Below are 15,348 nucleotides of genomic sequence, written 5' to 3' on the forward strand. Positions count from 1 at the left end.
ATGGAAATTTTGGCTCCAGACTCGCTCTCAAGCATTTCGTCAACTCCGTACGATCCGCGCGAAAACAGAAGCTTCCTCGAAAAGGCGGCGACGTGGGTCGCTGGAACTCACGACATTGGCGCCGCCTATGACGCCGCGCGGAGCCAGGCCGAACTGGTCGCCGGCGCGCACAATCTGCGCGATGTGCGGTCAAACATCTATGACGACATCATCGGGCAGGTGCGGGAAGCGTCTGGCGTCAATCTCGAAAGCCCGCTCGATAACGGGTGGCCCCAGCAACAGCAGATTGCGCAGCTCCGGCGCGATCGCGAGGCCGCCGGCTTCGATAGCGCGACGTCCGCCGATGATGCGGCGGCGGGCTTCTTCGCGCAACGCGAAGCCGATTTCATGCAACAGCTTCGCGACCTAAAGCAACAGCAGCCGGACAAGATGGTGGGGATCGACGTTGACACGCCGATCTCCGAGCGGATCGCCCAACGGTTCGGGGCGGCGAATGAAGGCTTGGCGAAGGCGTCGGCGGATCCGCAGCTTGGGGGCCTGCCTCAGTTCGCCGCCGAAACGCTGGGTTCTATGGTTGGATCGCGCGGCGATCCAAACTTTTGGTATTCGTGGGCGCTGCCGGGCGGCGGCGCCGGGAAGGCCGCGTGGTCGCGCATTGGCTCGGCAGCGCTGACCCAAGGCCTCGGCATGGCCGCAATGACGGCGCTGCAGCAACCGGCGACGCAGGCGCTGCGGGCGCAAGCCGGCCTCGAAAACAACGCGCTGGAAGAGATCGCGGCGGCGGGCCTTGGCGGCGCGCTGATTGGCGGCGGCGCGCACGCCGTTTTGTCCGAGACCGTTCCTGCGTTGCGCCGCGTTCTGGCGGGGGACGCCAGGCCGGCCGACTTTGAGGCGGCGGCGGCCGCCGGCGTCCATGTGGATGAGCCGACGCAGCAAGCTATCGCCCAAGAGGCCAATGCCGTGAGGGCAAGCGCTGAGACGCTGAAGGCGCCCGAAACCGTTCCTGAGGGAACGGCCCGAACTGCTTTTGCCGAGGGACTAACCCATGCTGAAGATCCGAATGCGCCTCCTCCGCTCGTCGACCGGCCGGTTCCGCCGGGAACCACGGACGATCTGGCGCGCAAAGTGGTCGGCGAAGCGCAAAGCCCGGGCGAAGCGATCGACGCGCTGAAGGCGCATGATCTGGCCTATGAGCCAGCCGAGTTTGACGCAAAGATTGCGGAGCGGGCGCGCGCGGCCGCGCCGGAGGTGTTCCGCCAGGCCGACGAACTGGACAACACGATTGCCTCCCTGCGTCAGCAAATCTCTGACGCGGTGAGCGCGCCGCCGGCGGCCGAAGTCACCTCCGGGCGTGCGGCCGTGTTGCAGGCGCAATTGGACGATGTCCAGCAGCAGCTTGGGGCCATCACAGGCAAGCGGCGCAGTTCGCCGCGCGCCAAGGCGCTGCGCGATCAGGCGGCGCAGCTCGCCGATGAAATCGAACGCGCGCGGGCCTCTGCCGAACAGGACGCGTCGGCGGCCGCCGCACGCGAGAGCGCGCGTATTCAGACGATGCGGCTGTATCTCAACGAGAAAATCAATGACCGCGCCCGGCTCGGGCCAGAGATTTCCTCCGCCCGGGCGGCCGCCGAGGCGGAGGCCGAAGCAATCGGCGTGAGGCGTGGCGCGATTGCGAGCGCGCTCTCGTCGCAGGATCCGGAGATTCGCGATCTTGGGCGGCTGGCCTCGCTGGGTGACGAGGCTTTGAAGCTCGTCAGGGGCGGCGACGTCGATCCTCTGCATGGCGTGATTGTCGCCGGATCGTCGCATGATCCGGCGTTGCAGGCCGAACTGCTGAGCGTGATCAAGACGGCCAAGCCTCAGACGGTCGAAGAGGCGCGGCAGGTGGTGACGGAACATCTGGCGGTGAAATCTGCCCGGGAGGCGGCTGCTGTGCGGATGGGTGGCGGCGATCAGGAGGCTGTCCCGGCCTCAGTTTCGTCGGCGGAAATTATCGCGGCCACCAAGGCCAAGCTTCGCCGGTGGAAGGAGGCCGCTCCGCAAAGGACTGTGGAGGCGGTCAGCGCGGCGGCGCCGGCCAATCAAGCCAGGTTGGCGGAAGCGGCTGCGCGGATAGCCGAAGAAGTCGGCGTGAAGTTCATCAACCCCGGCGTAAAAAAACCGGAGCTGGTTCGGGAAAAATTCGTTCGCAAGGAATACGAACACGCGGGTGAGATCACTGATGCTGTGCGCGGGGGCTTCGAAGTCGCGACGCCAGTTCAAGCTGACAGCATCGTGACAGCTCTCGGCAAAGTCTTTGATGTTCTGGATGAGGGCTGGAAGGTAACTGACGAGGGATATTTCGACAGGAAAGTTTTGGTGCGCTTTAGCGATGGACAAATCGGCGAAGTCCAGATGCTCGAACCCAATGTGCTGGCCGCAAAGAAGAATGGTGGCCACTCGCTTTACGAAGAATATCGTAAGCTTCCGTTTGATGATCCGCGCGGCGAAAATCTACTTACGGCGCAACGCGCTCTTTACAGTGCGGCCCTATCCAAGGCCGATCCTGCTTTTGCAAATGCGTTGTCAGGAAGCGGCGGCAGCTCCTTGAACACAAGGTGGAACAGTTCTTTGGACATGAGCGGGGCGGAATGGGCGACATCCGCATCGGAAACCCGCTTCCACGATCCGCGAACGACGGCCCAAGCTTCGACCCATCCCGGCGCCGAAGCCAGCAGCGCGGGGCGCCCATCCCAGTCGCAGTACGAAAGTCTCATCGAAAAAGCTCCTCAGGAATCAGGCTCACAGCATACGTCTGATGTCAACAGGGAAGGATCGGAAATGATCAATCAGGTTCCCGTCACGCGGCCAGATGGAACGGTCGCCTTCCTGAGCCGCGCCGATCTCCAGTTCGCCGCCGCGCGCGAGCGGTTCATGGCGGACGTGGTGCAGGCTTGCAAATCATGACCGGCCGTCGGGGAAGTCTGCACCGTCCCCGACAAATGGGGAGACGGTCATCTCTTCTCCCCTGCCGGCAAATGAAACATAGGCCGAAGGCCGGCGCTGCTCAATGGCTCACGCGGCCTTGAAGGCCTCCTCGAGCCAGCGCTCGGGAATGCGCGTGCCGCGATGGGTTTCGCCTTCGACCTTGTAATTGCCGGTGCCCTTGGCGCCGGCCAATTTCTTGAGGGCGAAGCGCCATGTTTCCGCCCAGGGCGTGCCGTCGAAGATTTTGCGGAGGCTCGGGCCGTAGCTGGAAATCCAGAAGAAGGCCTCGCCGTCTTCGCCTTCCTCGATCCTGATCCCGTGGCACATGAGGTCGTAGCGGGCGGTGTCGTCGCCGTCGAGCGCGCGGGTAATGATCCGGGCGAAGGTTTGCTCCTCGGCTTCCTTGCCGGGTTCTTCCACTACCAGCTTGTGAGACAGGATGTGCCGCAGGCAGATGACGGCGTCCGGATCGGTCGTCTCGGCGGCGATCTCAACAACTGGCATAGCTGGCATGCCAAGCTGCGCCCAAAGGGTGCGCGCGATGGCAGGTCCGAACAGCGCGCGCGCCTCGCGCAGCATCGCCAGCTTGACGTTGAGCACGGTGATCGGTTCGTTGTCGATCGGTTCCGGCTCGTCCTCCTCGTGTTCGGCGGAGGCCGGAAGCACATAGGAGCCGGTGCGGCGCAGGGAAGGCAGGACTTCATGCGCCAGCCAGCGCTTGAAGCGTTCGGCTTCCGGCTTACGGGAAGTGAAGATCAGGCGGTAAACGCCGGCTTCGGAGACGATGATAAGCTCCTGAGCGCCCCGAGGGGTGGGTACACTACACCCACCCCTTTCGTCGTCATCCAAGCGGGCGAGCGCTTGATGGTGGTCGGAGATCTTAAGGACGGCGCAAACGTCCTTGCCAACGAACCAAGGCTCGTCATCTTTCTTGACCGTCCGCACCAAGCTATCTTCAAACGCGAACGGGATAACGTTTCCGGGCAATGTGCTATAGGTCTCGGCAGCCGATGACATGGGTCACTCCGTGTCGTGGGTTAGAGCCGGGTGCGAGATGCCACTCTTGCCCCGGCTTGTCTTTTCTCGTACCATAAAAGCATGAATGCGGCAATAACTGGTACGAGAAAAAGAGGGCGCCCGCCAACGGGGGCGGTGTCGATCCATTTGAGGGTCGAGCCTGATATGTTGCGCGCTTTGGATGCCTACATCGCGGCGGAAGAGCCACGTCAAAAATTGACTCGCCCTGAGGCGATTCGCCTGCTTTTATCGGGCGCGCTAGCCGCTGCTGAGCGGCTTAAATAATCATTTGAGATTCTTTATGGGGTTCGTGAATTTCATCCGAAATTTGTTCCGTCGTAAAAAGCGCGGAACTGCAATCAAGTATGCGTACGCTATTGATGCCATCATAGGCATGTCCGATGAAAGGTTCGCCCTTTTTGTTAAGGATATGTTCGAAAGAGAGGAGCCCGGCGTGCGGGCTACTGCGGCTTTGGCTTACATGCGGCTGCGTATGATAATCCCGGAAGCGATTAGGGACGCAAGGGCGGCTGGAAGCGAGAGCACGCATGAAGAGTTTATGAGTTTGTTTATAGATAGATTTTCGAAAGATGAAAATAGCTTAAGAGCATCTGCGCTTTTTTTTCTCGGGTATTTGCAGTTTAGGCTAACTGAAATGGCAAATACTAATATAGTACTAAGAAGCACCTGTGCTGATTTGTGGTTTAAGATGGCAAGCGCGGGGATATATCTTAGTAAGATTCTTGAGGCAAGTTCTAGCTTCGGAATGTTTGAAGGCGTTCCGTACGAAATAAAAACGGAAAGCGATGGTGTTGGATTTATAACAAATATTCTCGTTCCTGATTGCTATAGAGACGATGAGCGGTTCCGCTTGTTGGCTGAGGCGCATGGTTTCAAAATATGGCCGAAGCTCACTTAACTTACAGTCGTCCCCGCCATGATGTCCTCACCGGAGGTCCATCATGGCGTTCAACGATTGCATCCTTTCCGCCGTCGCCCAAGGCGCTCTTGAGAAAGACGAGGGCGACGATCTGATCCGCCGTTATGAGGCGCATCTGGCGTCCGTCCAGGTCGAAACCAAAAACGTCGGCGACCTGCCGGCGACGGTCGACCAGGAGAAGGCGGCGAAGGATCGGCTGTTCAAAGAGATCGACGAAGACGCCAAGCGCAAGGAATTCTTCCTCAAGCGCAATGACGAAGTGATCGGTAAGCTGGTCCACGTCGCGCAAACCTACATGTACAAGGGCGCGCACGATGTGCTCGAAGCCATGCTCGGCGTGCTTGAAAACAAGAATAACGCCCTGATCGGCGTGCCTTCGGTCGCGGGCCGGCGCGATGCGCTGCTTGGCGAGGCGCACGCAAAAATGGAGCAGATGCTCTATGAGTTTCGGCGCAACTGGTTCTCCGGCAGGCGAATGAACCCGCTGCGCGAAAACAATCTGATTGATGAGGCTTTTGCGACGGCGACTGGCGATGACGCTGCAAAGGGATTTCTCGCGGCCTTCCGTGGCGCGACAGATGATCTGATGAACCGTTTCAATGAATTGGGCGGCGAGGTCAGGCTTATGGACGATCTCTCGCCGCACGGCGGCTATTTCCCGCAACCGAAGGAAGACGCCCGCATTCTCGCGCGCATGGGCGTGGATAAATGGGTGGAGTTCATAAAGCCGCTCTTGGGCGTCCAGTACATGCGCGACCCACTGACCTATGGGCCGCTGTCGCCAGAACGGCTTGACGAAGCGCTCAGGGTGGTCTTCTGGCGCAAGGTGACCGATGGCGCGCTCGAGATGAAGCCGGCCATGGCGCAGTTTGGCGAAGGCGCCTTGGCGAACCAGCGCGCCGAACATCGCTTCTTGATCTTCAAAGATGGTGACGCCTGGCGCGCCTATGACGCGGCGATGGGGTCGAACGGCGCCTATGCGGCGATGATGCACCACGTCGAGAGTCTAGCGCGCGATGTCGCCGCCCTTGAGGTGCTTGGCCCCAATCCTGCCGCAATGGTCGAATGGATGCAGCAATTCGTCCACCATGAGGCGGCCAAGGCGGCGGCGGGGCAACCAAGCCTTTGGCGCGGTGGCCCGACGATCGCCAAGGCCGGCGGCGTCGATAGCGGCGCATGGCAAGTGCCGCGCCTGTGGCGGTCGCTGCGAGGCGGCGCTGACGTGGGCAATATGAACGCCGCCGATCTGTTCGGGGCGACGCGCAACCTGCTCATGGCTACGCAGCTCGCGTCAACTCCCGTGCTAGCCTTCTTCACGGATCCTTTTCAGGCAGCCAATGCGCGCCGATTCGCCGGCGTCCCGTTCGCGCGCTATTTCGCCGACACGGCGAGGCAAATCTTCGCCAAAGCGGATCGGCGCGAGGTGGTCGCCGCCGGCGTGATCTTCCAAGATGCGATGGAACACCTGGTCGGCGACGTGCGCAGGATGGGAATGACCGTCGGCGCGATCTCCGAGGCATCCAAGTTTCTGCCTGATCGCATCATGACATGGAACGGCCTGACGCCGTGGACGCACGCGCAACGGCGCGCCGGCGCCATGAGCTTCATGCAGCGCGCCGGGAGCTTAGCGGACAAAAGCCTTGAGGAGATCAAAGCAGCCGACGTTGATGGATCGCGCTTCGGGCGCTGGCTTGAAGGCTATGGCATTGGCGAAGCCGAATGGGACAAACTTCGTGCGACCGCGCCTGCTGGCGACGAAGTGGCGATGTTGCGCCCGATCGACGCGTTCAAGGCGGCGGCGGAAACGGGTGACGCCGATCTGCGCGAAATCGGGCTGCGCTATTCGGAGGCCGTGCACTCATTCATCGAAGAAAACACGCCGGAAGGGACGGCGCGTGTGCGTGCGACTTTCCGGGGCGAGCGGCGCAGCGGGACGTGGCTTGGCGAGCTGGGCGCGTCGGCCGGCATGTACGTGACATTTCCTTGCAATGTCTGGACATCGATGATGAGCGCCGCGATGCATGAGAGCGCGAGCGGGCGCACCGGCTGGAAGTGGATCACCGGCTGGAAGTGGATCATGGGGGGCGTCGCGACGTTGACGCTGGGCGGCGCGATTCTGACGCAAGTGCGCGAGTTGCTGAAAGGCCGCGATCCTCTGCCGGTGAACTCCATAGAGTTTTGGGAGGAAGCGCTTGTTCGCGGTGGCGGCGGCGGCGTCTGGGGTGATTATCTCGCTGCCGATATGTCGCGTGGCGGCAACACGATTGGCGCGAAGGTGGCAGGGCCGGTCGCGGGCCTGCTCGGTGATGTGATGAACCTGGTCAATCCGCGCCTGCTCGCGCAGTTCTCCGATGAACAGCCAAACCGCGCCAAGGCCGCTGTAAATCTCGCGTCGAAACTGACGCCCGTGCAAAACATGTGGTGGCTCAAGCCCGTCACTCAGCGCGCGCTTTGGGACCAACTTCAGGCGTGGGCCGATCCTGAAGCCTATCGGAACTGGCGACGGCGGGAAAAAAAGTTGCGCGACGATACAGGGCAGGGCGTCTGGTGGGGGCCCGGCGATATCGCGCCTCGCCGCGCGCCGGACTTTTCGACGTCCTGGCGCGGCTGATCCGCGCTTAATCCTCGCGCACGCGAAGCATTCTGGGGCCACTTCGGAGGCCCCTTATGTCGTCACTCACGCCCATCGTTCGCGATACGCGCCAGCGCGACATTGTCGCCGCCGTTGGGCAGACGGTTTTCAATTTCACCGCTTTCCTGATTGATCCTCTCGACCTGGTCGTTCTTTGGCGGCCGGATGGCGCGACGGATTTCTTCAGCGCCACCGGCTACACGGTCGCGCTCGTCTCCGGCGGCCTGTCCGCCACGGTGACATTTGCGACGCCGCCGCGTCCGACTGACGGCGATCCCTCGATCATCGTTCGGCTGATCGGGTGCCGCATCGGCAACAGAATCACTGATGTGACGCGCGGCGGCGCGCTCTCCTCGGCCATGCTCGAGCGCGAACTCGATGCGGTTGAAATCACGCTGCAGGAGCTGCGTCGCGATATCGGCGCGGCCTCGTCCCTGTTCTCGAACTCCGTGACGATGCGCCAGGCGCGGACCTGGCTGGCCTCTCAATCGGTCGCTGGGCTCTCCGCCATTTACGTCATTGATCAGGGCGTGTCGGCCGACATCGCCGATCCCCTCACGATCCAATGGCGGCACGGCGCGACCATGGTCGCCGGCGATGCGCTCTACGCCTTCATCCAATCCACCCTTGGCCTGTCGTCCTCGCAGATGGGCGCGGCCTTTGTCGCCATGAAGGGACTCGCCTCTTGATCCGTAAGCTGTTCGCATTCCTCGCGCTGCTTCTTCTGTGGGCAGCGCCGGCTGGAGCGGCCGAAACGTCGGTCAACTTCGGTTTGCGCACGGGCGCTAATCCGCGCACCGTCTGCATTTACGACGCCTCTCATACCTGCGTGCCGATTGGGGCGCTGGATAACGCCGCGCACGCGTTCTTGCCGGTGGCCTCCGTGACGGGGAACCTGCTGACCGGCTCCAACGCGTACTCGGGGAGCAACACGTTCAGCGGCGCGGTCACGTTCAATGATGCGCGGACGGCGGGGCCAGTCAAAGAGCCTGTGGGGCTGCGTCAGGTCGCGACGCGCTCTTATATTCCGGTCAAGCTCGGCAACTGGCAGCAATGCCAGGGGCGCACCATGCACGTCGCGCGCGACAACATCACGTCGTTGCAGGTGGCCTATGCGTCGTGGATTGGACAGGCCTCGAACGGCGAGACGATCGCGCCACAGTCTTTGACGTTTCAGGTTGCCATTGAATACCCGGCCGGCGTGGAAACGCGGGTCACGTGGAGCGGCACAAACTCCAATGTTCAGTCGCCGGGTCAATCGCTGCTCTCCGACGCCATCGCCATAAATATCCCGAAGAATGCGACGTTCTGGCTGCGGCCTCTTGTCTCGACCGCGGCGGGTTCGGCCGGGATGCCTTACACGGGCAACGGCGACAACAATGGCGGCCCGATCTACGCGGCAGGCGGTGACGCGCTCAACTGCGGCGCCAGCGTCGCCAATCAGGTGATGGGCGGCACGATCGCCGACAACCAGAGTGGGCAAGCCGCAATCTACCCGGTCGCCATCGTCGCGCAGACGACGGTTCGGTCTGTGATGATCGCCGGCGACAGCAACGGGTGGGGCTATCGCGACGTGCCATCGCAGGGCGGCGACGTCGGTGTCATCGCTCGGTCCATCGGCCCGACGATGGCCTATATCAACGCGAGCGTGTTTGGCGACAGCGCCAACGGCCTCGCCAATGGCCATTCAGCCCGCGCGGCCCTGGCGGCATATGTCACTGACGTTGTGGTTCAGGTCGGAATTAACGACGTATCCGTCGGATATCCGGAAGCGACGGTCAAAGCAAACCTCAAGACAATTTGGGCGTCGTTTCCCGGCAAGCCGGTATATCAGGCCACCTATCCGCCGTACTCAACTTCAACTGACGCTTATAAGACCGTCGATAATCAGACGCCATTCGCCAATGATAATGTGCGGCAGGACATAAACGACTGGTTCAGGATGGTTCCAGACCCAAACCTTGCTGGCGTTATCGACTTGGCCGACGCGGTCGAAGCTTACAGGGGAAGTGGAAAATGGGCTGTCTGGGGGCCGAATTGCAGTGGCTATTGCCAGCTCACCTTTGACGGCTTGCATCTGAACTACCCGGCCAACGCCCTGGTCGTGAAATCCGGCGTGGTCATGGCCGCTCTAACCGCCGGTCGTTATCGGTGAGGTGACAAGATGACTTTCCTTACAACGCCTCTTCACTTCACGCCCACGGACTTCGCCGCATATTGCTCCGGCCTTCGTTGGGACAAAAGCTGGCGGCCGAGCGCCATCACTGTCCACAACACGGCGGAACCCAACATCAAGCAATGGGCCAAGGCTGGCTTGGGAATCGCGGGCGGGACGCAGCGCGTCAAGAACCTGAACGCCTATTACAAGACCAAGGGCTGGCACAGCGGCCCGCACCTGTTCGTGGCGCCGGATTTCATCTGGCTCGCCTGTGATCTGGAAGCGGACGGCGTTCACGCCTCCTGCTTCAACAAGACGTCGATCGGCGTCGAGATGGTCGGCGACTATGCGACCGAAGCTTTCGACGCCGGCGATGGCGCCAAGGTGCGCGACAACGCCGTCGCCGCCATCGCCGCGATCTGCCGCGCGCTCAACATCGCTCCGACCGCGATACGCTTTCACCGCGAATGCCTGCGGGATCATCACGACTGCCCGGGCAAGCTTGTGGACAAAACCGATTTCGTCGCGCGCGTCACGACGGCGCTCGCAGCGGGAAAAACGAGAAAGGAACACGCATGAAATTTTCGTCTGTCTTCGCGGTCTCTGTCGCGATTGTTTTCGCCTTGCTTGGCCTCGCGCCGGCGCACGCCGCCGACGCCGCGCCTCAGGTGGTGGTCATCCCTTGGGGCGACTGGCTCAAAGAGTTGATCGTCGCCGTTGGGGGCGTCGCCGTCACGCTGGCGTCGTTCCTGGTCGCCAAGTTCGTGCCGTCTTATCTCCGGCTGTTCATCACGGACGGCATGGTGACGAACGCGGTGAACACCGCCTTGGCGCAGGTCGAGGGCGCGGTGGCGGGACAGAAACTCCCGTTGCCGATCGCGAACGCCGTCGTCGCCGAAGCGGTGAGCTATATCGTGGCGTCCGAGCCGAAGGTGGCGAAATGGCTTGGCGACAAGCTCAAGCCGCTCGTCTTGGCCAAGCTCAGCGCGCTCGGCTGTGCGCCGGTGTCCGCCATCGGGTGACGCCCTACGCGCGGCTCGGATCGGCCGAGCCGCGCATTCTCTCGCAATTGGAGATTGAGATGAGCCCCGCTGCCAGCGATCCAACCCTGCATGAGCGCGTCGCTGTGCTGGAGCAGATTGCCGAGGACATGGCTCCGAAGGTTGATGCCATGTACGAAATGATGCTCCAGGGCAGGGGCGCTACACGGCTTGGGCGCGCCGTCGTTGGCATCGCTGGAACGGCCGGGATCTTCACAGTTGTCGGCCACAAGTGGCACGCCTTTCTCGCGTGGCTGGGGAGCTGATGGATTGTGCGATTTTGGCCGCGAAACGGCGAATGTCGCATGGTCACTCTCGTAACAGTTTGAAATATAATAACTTTATGATAACTCTTAATCAGCGGGTCCAAGGTTCGAGCCCTTGTGCGCCCACCATCGAAATCTCGAGCTAATCTGATTAGCAAAAGAAAAGCCGGCGTTCATCGCCGGCTTTCTTGCGTTTGGACTTCTCGACGGCGCCCCTTGGGCTGTTCCGGCGACGAACCCATTGGAGCGCCGCCTGAAAAATCTTCCGGGTGGGCCGGGCGGTTGTCCGCCCGGCGCGCGTTCGCTTGCCTCAGCCTTGGAAGATCAGCAGCACGAAAGCCAGGAACAGCAGCAAATGCACGATTCCCTGCAGGATGTTGGTGCGCCCGCTGGCGAATGTGACGATGCTCACCCCCAGCGTCAGCAACAGCATCACGAAGTCGGCGTGTTCGACGCCCAGCACCATGGTGCGACCGGTCCAATGGCTCACGACCAGCATGGCCGGCACAGTGAGGCCGATCGTCGACAGCACCGACCCCAGGAAAATATTGATGGACCTTTGCATCTGGTTGCGGACCGCCGCCGCGGTGGCGCCAATCGCCTCCGGCGTCGCCACCAGCGCCGCGATCGTCACGCCTCCCAATGTGGAGGGCGCTCCCATGGTCTCGATCAGATAATCGACGGGATGCGCGAGCTGTTCGGCCAGATACACGACGGGCAGCATGAAGGCGCCCAGCATGGCCGCGTGGAAGGCGATGGAGCGGCTTCCCGTCGGCGCGACCTTGCCATGGCGTTCCTCCTGGTCCGGCCCGGTGAAATAGCCGCGGTGCCGGCCCGTCTGCGCCGTGAGGAAGGTGGCGTAGAGCGCCGCCGCCATCAGCGACAGGAAATGCTCCTGCGCGTTTGAGAGCGTCGGTCCCGCCGTCGTCGTGGTGTAATTGGGCATGATCAGCGTCAGCACCGCCAGCGGAATGATCACGCCGAGATAGGCGTTCGCCCCTTGCAGATTATAATGCTGTTCGCGGCGCCTGAGCGCGCCAAGCAGCAGCGACAGGCCGACCATTCCGTTGAGCACGATCATGATCACCGACAGCAGCGTGTCGCGCACCAGCGTCGGATTGTTGGCGCCGTGCAGCATGATGGCGGAAATGCTCATCACCTCGATCGCCGTCACCGCCAGCGTGAGGATCAGCGTGCCGTACGGCTCTCCCATGAGCTGCGCGAGGTGCTCGGCATGACGCACGACGCCCAGCGACGAGACCAGGATCACGCCAAACAACCACAGGAAGACGAATCCGAGCTTCGCCGGCTGGCTCAAGTCTGAGAGTATCAAGGGGCCGAAGCTGAGGAAGGCGGCGCAGGTCGCCACCGGAATCGCCAGCACGCTCTCGCGCCTGAGGGTCGCGCGCAAATTTGTGGGGGGCGGGGCGTGGGGCGCCGCTTCGCTGATGCTCATGCGATCATTCCTGAAATTTTCATGTCAAATATGGCGCGCGAAGGCTGCGGCGCGACGATGGCGCCTGCACGGCGAAAAAATCATACACGCGCCACCTGCCGCCGCCTGTCGGTCGCCGCGCGCTTCGCGCCCCGGCGACCTCGCCATTCCAACGGTTAACGCCGATCAGGCGTCGAACCGGCGAGCGCGCGGCGAAAAGGCCGCGTCCTCGACGCGGGTGAGGTTAATCAGCGGTTTTGCGCCGCGCAATCCATCACCAAAGGTCAGCTGAGCCCGCGCGTTCACGCCGCTGTGCGGCTCCCACGGCGTTAAAAAGAAAAAGGACCGCCCGGGCAGGGCGGTCCAAGTCGGGGAGGAAACGCCCATGAAATGGGCATCTGCGACGTGAAGTCACCATAACGTCATAGACCGGACGCCGCCGCGCGGGTTTGATCCAACGCAAGCCAACGTCATGAACGGCAAGGGCAATTTGTCGCAGGCGCGGCTTTGGCGCGGCTTTGGCGCCATGGGGCGCGGCAAGCCGGCGTCGCCCTCGCCGCGATCCGCATGCCGGAGCGGAAGCTGAAACCCTTTTTTAAGCAATGAATAGCTTCGAATCATCAAGTTCTCGCGCGAAATGTCGCGGCAAGATAGAACATTAGCTACGCGTAAGTCTTGGTTTGTAAGATTTTGACGTTCACAGGGAGACACTCAATGAGCAAAGTGTGGAATGAATTGACCCCCGATCACCAGATTCACGCGCTTCGCACCGAATTGGATGAGGCATTGAAAACAATCACCGCCATGCAAAACGATCTGACTGGCCTGATGCGCCGCTTTATCGAATTGGAGGCGCAGCAGAATTCGACCTACAGCCTTGTCAACGAAGTGGTCACTTCGATTGAAAAGGTGTGACGCCCGGCTCTGAGGCTTGAGCGGCTGAACGCATAATCTTGATCAATCCCAGGCGCTGCCGGCGGAGTCTGATGCAAGCCACGTTCGACATCATGTTCGCGGTCTTAGATCAGCACGTGGCAGCGACCTTCGTGCTCAATCGCGAAGGCCGAGTCATCGTCTGGAATCGCGCCTGCGCCGAACTCACCGGCCTACGCTCCAGCGAGGTTTTGGGAACGCGGGAGCATTGGAAAGGCTTCTACAGCGCCGAGCGCCCCTGCGTCGCCGACCTCGTGTTGAAGGACGCGGTCGAATGGGCGCCGGAATATTATGTCGCCTATTCCGATTCGCAGACGGCGAAGGGGGCGCTGGCGGTCGAATTCTGGTGCGACATTCCGCGCACCGGCCGGCGCTGCTATATCGCGGCCGAAGCCGGCGTCATCCACGGGCCGGCGGGGGAATTCATCGGCGTCATCGAGTCGGTCCGCGATCTGACTCACATCAAGACGGCCGAGGCGCGCCTGCGCGACCTCGCCGGCCTTGACGGCCTGACCGGCCTGCCCAACCGACGCACCTTCGACGAAACATTGGCGAGCGAGTGGCGCCGTGCGGTCCGCACGGGCGAACCGCTGTCGCTTCTGCTCCTCGACATCGACCATTTCAAAGGCTTCAACGACAATCTCGGCCATTGCTACGGCGATCAATGTCTTACGACCGTCGCCGCGCTCATCGCCGGCGCGTTTCATCGCACGCGGGACCTGTCCGCCCGCTATGGCGGCGAGGAATTCGCCATCATCCTGCCGGCGACCAACGCCGCCGGGGCCAGCGTCGCCGCGGAACGGGTGCGACGGGCCATCGAGCAAAAGGAAATCCGGCACCCCGCCAATTCCGCCAGCCCGTTCGTCACCGCCTCGGTCGGCCAGGCCACGGCCATTCCCTGCCAGCACTGCCGGCCGGACGATGTGCTCAAGCGCGCCGACGCGGCGCTCTACCGCGCCAAGGACCTCGGCCGCAATCGGGTGTTCGCGGATTGTCAGGCTGCGCCGCCGACCCCCCTTTGCGATGGCTCGGATCGGCGGTTGTGCTGCGGCGAATGACGTGCGGCGACCGATCTGTGAAAGCCGGCGGCCGCCCCTGACGACGGCTTGCCCGGCCGGGCGCGGCTGAACGGCGCCGCGCGCCGCCCCCTCCCTTAACGACAAGACCCCATGTTTCTTCGATAGCGTAAGCTGTGCGTTTACGGTTTATTTCAAAAGTCCGGACAACATCCTCTTAGGGCATGCCCAAAAAGATATCGCACGTTATAGAATTGTTCGGGTCAGGCTCCAAACGGAGCGGATCCAGTCCAATAATGTTTGAACAAACCCTATGAGAAACAGATGGTTCTTCTTCGGAATGCAGAAAGCCGCACGCGCGGTTTGAGGCGGTTCCCGGCCGATGCCGATGGCGCCGTCGCGCTGGAATTCGCCTTATTGGCCATGCCGTTGCTTGGTCTGATGCTGGTGATCCTTGAGGAAGGCCTCGACTTTTATATGCGGGCGCAGATGGATCGCGCGGCGCAGAAAATCGCGCGTCAGATCGCCACCGGCGCGATCCAGAACACGGGCTTCAACAATGCGGCGATGACCCAGCAGAGTTTTATCGCCAATACGGTGTGCGGCGCGCTGCCCAATCTCGTGAATTGCAGCAAAGTGTTCGTCAGCGCGTCCAGCTTCATGCAGACGGCGTCGCCGACGCCTTATTACAGCTATGTTAATGGCGACCACACCGGCGTCACCGCGCCGGCCGTCGACAATACGAAGAATCCGTTCTGCCTCGGCAATGGCGGCTCCTACATGATGTTGCAGGTGAGCTATCTGGCGCCGCTGATCACCAGCTTCCTCAGCCAGGGGCCGATCGTGACCTACCAGGGCGCGAAATACCGGCAGATGACCTCGACGGTCGCGTTTCGCAACGAACCCTTCCCGACCCCGACCTATCCGGGCTGCTGACATCGGCC

Annotated in this window: 14 protein-coding genes; 11 read left to right on the plus strand and 3 right to left on the minus strand. The window is 62.0% G+C overall.

Annotated features, from left to right (window positions below; genetic code table 11):
• Nucleotides 1–2,946, plus strand: a complete 2,946-nt coding sequence (locus tag CFB24_RS09385; RefSeq protein WP_088520339.1) for a nucleotidyltransferase family protein — start codon at nt 1–3, stop codon at nt 2,944–2,946.
• 108 nt (nt 2,947–3,054) lie between these two features.
• Here CFB24_RS09385 and CFB24_RS09390 read toward each other — a convergent pair whose 3' ends face one another.
• The gene (locus CFB24_RS09390) at nt 3,055–3,984 is read right to left on the minus strand and encodes a BRO-N domain-containing protein (protein WP_088520340.1); all 930 of its coding nucleotides are present in this window, start codon (nt 3,982–3,984) and stop codon (nt 3,055–3,057) included.
• 301 nt (nt 3,985–4,285) lie between these two features.
• Between CFB24_RS09390 and CFB24_RS09395 the strand changes: the two genes are divergently transcribed.
• Genes CFB24_RS09395 through CFB24_RS09425 form a run of 7 tightly spaced genes read left to right on the plus strand, consistent with a single transcriptional unit; the run spans nt 4,286 to nt 11,020 of the window.
• The gene (locus CFB24_RS09395) at nt 4,286–4,903 is read left to right on the plus strand and encodes a hypothetical protein (RefSeq protein WP_088520341.1); all 618 of its coding nucleotides are present in this window, start codon (nt 4,286–4,288) and stop codon (nt 4,901–4,903) included.
• Between the two features lie 43 nt (nt 4,904–4,946).
• Nucleotides 4,947–7,535, plus strand: a complete 2,589-nt coding sequence (locus CFB24_RS09400) for a hypothetical protein (protein WP_088520342.1) — start codon at nt 4,947–4,949, stop codon at nt 7,533–7,535.
• 56 nt (nt 7,536–7,591) lie between these two features.
• Nucleotides 7,592–8,245 (plus strand): hypothetical protein, encoded by a 654-nt coding sequence (locus tag CFB24_RS23045; protein WP_088520343.1) that lies wholly within the window; start codon nt 7,592–7,594, stop codon nt 8,243–8,245.
• Nucleotides 8,242–9,711: an SGNH/GDSL hydrolase family protein gene (locus CFB24_RS09410; RefSeq protein WP_088520344.1), complete on the plus strand. Its 1,470-nt coding sequence runs from the start codon at nt 8,242–8,244 to the stop codon at nt 9,709–9,711. Before CFB24_RS23045 ends, CFB24_RS09410 begins: the two co-directional genes overlap by 4 nt.
• A 9-nt stretch (nt 9,712–9,720) precedes the next feature.
• The gene (locus CFB24_RS09415) at nt 9,721–10,293 is read left to right on the plus strand and encodes a peptidoglycan recognition protein family protein (RefSeq protein WP_088520345.1); all 573 of its coding nucleotides are present in this window, start codon (nt 9,721–9,723) and stop codon (nt 10,291–10,293) included.
• On the plus strand, nt 10,290–10,736 hold the full coding sequence (locus tag CFB24_RS09420) for a hypothetical protein (protein ID WP_088520346.1): 447 nt from the start codon (nt 10,290–10,292) through the stop codon (nt 10,734–10,736). The genes CFB24_RS09415 and CFB24_RS09420 overlap by 4 nt, the downstream gene beginning before the upstream one ends.
• Before the next feature lie 59 nt (nt 10,737–10,795).
• Nucleotides 10,796–11,020: a hypothetical protein gene (locus CFB24_RS09425; RefSeq protein ID WP_141098410.1), complete on the plus strand. Its 225-nt coding sequence runs from the start codon at nt 10,796–10,798 to the stop codon at nt 11,018–11,020.
• A 310-nt stretch (nt 11,021–11,330) separates the two neighbouring features.
• Here the strand turns inward: CFB24_RS09425 and CFB24_RS09430 are convergent, their stop codons facing one another.
• Together CFB24_RS09430 and CFB24_RS09435 are read right to left on the minus strand one after the other, a co-directional pair.
• Nucleotides 11,331–12,476 (minus strand): calcium:cation antiporter, encoded by a 1,146-nt coding sequence (locus CFB24_RS09430; protein WP_088520348.1) that lies wholly within the window; start codon nt 12,474–12,476, stop codon nt 11,331–11,333.
• 165 nt (nt 12,477–12,641) lie between these two features.
• Nucleotides 12,642–12,842: a hypothetical protein gene (locus tag CFB24_RS09435; protein WP_088520349.1), complete on the minus strand. Its 201-nt coding sequence runs from the start codon at nt 12,840–12,842 to the stop codon at nt 12,642–12,644.
• 327 nt (nt 12,843–13,169) lie between these two features.
• Between CFB24_RS09435 and CFB24_RS09440 the strand changes: the two genes are divergently transcribed.
• The 3 genes from CFB24_RS09440 to CFB24_RS09450 all read left to right on the plus strand — a co-directional run bounded on the left by CFB24_RS09440 (nt 13,170) and on the right by CFB24_RS09450 (nt 15,340).
• A complete protein-coding gene (locus CFB24_RS09440; protein ID WP_088520350.1) occupies nt 13,170–13,370 on the plus strand; it encodes a hypothetical protein in 201 nt (66 codons plus the stop codon).
• A 92-nt stretch (nt 13,371–13,462) separates the two neighbouring features.
• Entirely contained in the window at nt 13,463–14,446 is a 984-nt protein-coding gene (locus CFB24_RS09445; RefSeq protein WP_275936867.1) for a sensor domain-containing diguanylate cyclase, read from the plus strand.
• A gap of 282 nt (nt 14,447–14,728) precedes the next feature.
• Entirely contained in the window at nt 14,729–15,340 is a 612-nt protein-coding gene (locus CFB24_RS09450; RefSeq protein ID WP_088520352.1) for a TadE/TadG family type IV pilus assembly protein, read from the plus strand.
• The last annotated feature ends 8 nt before the right edge of the window (nt 15,341–15,348 follow it).

It is taken from the genome of Rhodoblastus acidophilus (assembly GCF_900187365.1).
Taxonomy (GTDB): domain Bacteria; phylum Pseudomonadota; class Alphaproteobacteria; order Rhizobiales; family Beijerinckiaceae; genus Rhodoblastus; species Rhodoblastus acidophilus.